The 2,375-nt window shown below is 63.6% G+C and carries 3 protein-coding genes; 2 read left to right on the top strand and 1 reads right to left on the bottom strand.

The window, feature by feature from the left end; translation table 11 throughout:
* The coding region (locus G3O00_RS17790; RefSeq protein WP_206143781.1) for a hypothetical protein at positions 1-198 on the bottom strand (198 nt) is incomplete at its 3' end.
* Between the two features lie 147 nt (positions 199-345).
* Between G3O00_RS17790 and G3O00_RS17795 the strand changes: the two genes are divergently transcribed.
* Together G3O00_RS17795 and G3O00_RS17800 are read left to right on the top strand one after the other, a co-directional pair.
* Positions 346-873: a sigma-70 family RNA polymerase sigma factor gene (locus G3O00_RS17795; protein ID WP_206143782.1), complete on the top strand. Its 528-nt coding sequence runs from the start codon at positions 346-348 to the stop codon at positions 871-873.
* 3 nt (positions 874-876) lie between these two features.
* Entirely contained in the window at positions 877-1,890 is a 1,014-nt protein-coding gene (locus G3O00_RS17800) for a FecR domain-containing protein (RefSeq protein ID WP_206143783.1), read from the top strand.
* Positions 1,891-2,375 lie beyond the last annotated feature (485 nt).

Below are 2,375 nucleotides of genomic sequence, written 5' to 3' on the forward strand. Positions count from 1 at the left end.
GAAAAAAAAAATCTTCACGACGATGACCTGACCCCGCAATTCGAGCACGTCGCTTCCCGGCACCGATACCCCTGTCACGACGCGGCCCTTGTTATTTCCGGAACATGTCCGGCATGTCAGGCGAAGGGCGGTGATGTCCGCTCGCAACACGGAATGCGGTGAACTGCGGCCGGCAACGTCCCGTTTCGCGAAAATCATCTGATGAATGAGCGGGCGTCGATGCGGGCAATCCAATGCGACCCCTAATTGCAAAATATTGCGGAAACCAATTGAATTGGTTTATAAACCGGAATGATTCTTATTTGTCTTTTCGTCTCGCGCCTTTAAAGCAGAAGGGGTTGTTCCATGTCCGCCGCTCAATTTGCCGTGCATCAGGAAGTGCAGGCGCTCTATCGCGACCACCATGGCTGGTTGCAGGGCTGGCTGCGCCGGCGGCTGGGCAACGCGTTCGATGCGGCGGATCTTGCCCAGGATGCGTTTCTTCGCCTGATCCTCAAGCCCGCACCGAAGGGCTTCGACAACGACGCCGAGGCACGGGCCTATTTGCGGACGATGGCGCAGGGCATGTGTATCGACCTGTTCCGTCGCCGTCAGGTCGAGCAGGCGTGGCTCGACGCGCTCGCCGCCCAGCCGGAGCCCTGCGCGCCTTCGCCTGAAGATCGCGCGATCGTCATCGAGACACTGATGGAAATCGGTGCGCTCATCAGCCGGCTGTCGGACAAGGCAAGAGACGCATTCGTCATGGCGCAGATTCATGGCCTGTCCACCCGCGAGATCGCGTGCGAACTGGGTGTCTCCGACCGAATGGTGCAGAAGTATCTCGCCCAGGCGATGCTGCAGCTCGCGTTGCTCGACGCCGGCATCAAGCACTGACCGATGGCTGTCTCGTCGTCCCCATCCGCTGCCGAATCCGGCGTTCAGGCGGATTTCGAAAGTCTCGAACAGGCTGCCAACTGGTATGCGCTTCTGCATGCCGATGGCGGAAGCGGCGAGCATCGCCACGCGTGGGCGGCGTGGCTGGCCGAGCGGCCGGAACATCGGCGCGCGTGGGCGCATGTCGAAGCGGTCAGCCGCCGATTCGAGCCGCTAAGGGGCGAGAGTCAAGGCGAGCGCAACGCTGCCGCGGCCGCGGTCCATGTTTCCGCGTCGCGTTCGGCGAGCCGGCGCCACGTGCTGAGTGGGCTCGCGGCGCTGGCCGGAACCGGTCTCGCCGGCTGGTTCGCCTGGCGTTTTACGCCGTTGGCGGATCGCGTGATTGCATGGCGGTCGGATTATCGAACCGGTGTCGGCGAGCGAAGGGACGTGCAACTCGCCGACGGTACGCGCGTCTGGTTGAACACGGACAGTGCGTTCGATGTGCATTACGACGACACCAAGCGGGTCCTGACGCTGACGACGGGCGAAATCCTCATCGATACGGCGAAGGACACGCAGGGACGTCCGTTCTTCGTCGACACACCGAACGGCCGGATGCAGGCACTCGGTACCCGGTTCACCGTACGGCAGTCCGGCACGCACACGCTGCTGGCCGTATTCAACGGTCGTGTCGAGATTCGCAACCTGGCCGGACACGTCGAAATCGTGCCGGCCGGTCAGCAGCGACAATTCACGTCGGATACGATCTACGCGCCGGAGCGGGCCGACCCCGCGCGCGAAGCATGGTCGCGCGGCGTGCTCCTGGCTGACGACGTCACGCTCGACACGCTGATTGCCGAGCTGGATCGTTATCAGCATGGGCACATCGGTGTCGATCCGTCGGTCGCGGGCATACGCGTGGTCGGCCGGTTCCCCGCCGACCACCCCGACCGGATGCTCGCGATGCTGGAGCGCGACTTGCCGATCCGGGTGCGCCGCACATTGCCGTGGTGGGTCACGATCGAAGCCCGGTGACCGGCGCGATGCCGGTTCTGGTCAGGGGCGTGGGGGCGATCTCACGTCGCAGCAAAAAATTTTCAGATTCTGGTTCGCATTTCCGGGCGTCATCCGATTAACAGATGAAAGAGGACCATTCGGAGATCAATCAGTGCTCTGAATGCCGACCCGGCGCCATGGGGCGGGGCATCCGCCCCGGCTTGCCGACATCCGTTTCCGTCCGGAACCGGGTGTCGTCGCTTTGGCGACAGTCGCAGCCAGCATGGCGCCGCCCGAACGACCGGGCGCAGCCGCTATCAAGCCAAGGTATCCGGCTCTGTTAGACGCGCGATGGACCTCCCTTGCTCACTTCATTCTCAAGGAATGCCGTCCATGTCTCGCCCGTCGTTCTCGTCGCATCACGATTATTCGTTGTCCGCGCGCAGCCGCGCACGAACGCCCCGTGCGCTGCGCACGGCGCATCGTCCCGCCGCGCACGCCGTCCGGTTCGCCGTGCCCGGATC

This window comes from Burkholderia sp. Ac-20384, assembly GCF_017104605.1.
Lineage (GTDB): Bacteria > Pseudomonadota > Gammaproteobacteria > Burkholderiales > Burkholderiaceae > Burkholderia > Burkholderia lata.

Bases quoted from the DNA above. Each gene is read 5' to 3' on its own strand.
- G3O00_RS17795 (WP_206143782.1), top strand. From the start codon at position 346: ATGTCCGCCGCTCAATTTGCCGTGCATCAGGAAGTGCAGGCGCTCTAT.
- G3O00_RS17800 (WP_206143783.1), top strand. From the start codon at position 877: ATGGCTGTCTCGTCGTCCCCATCCGCTGCCGAATCCGGCGTTCAGGCG.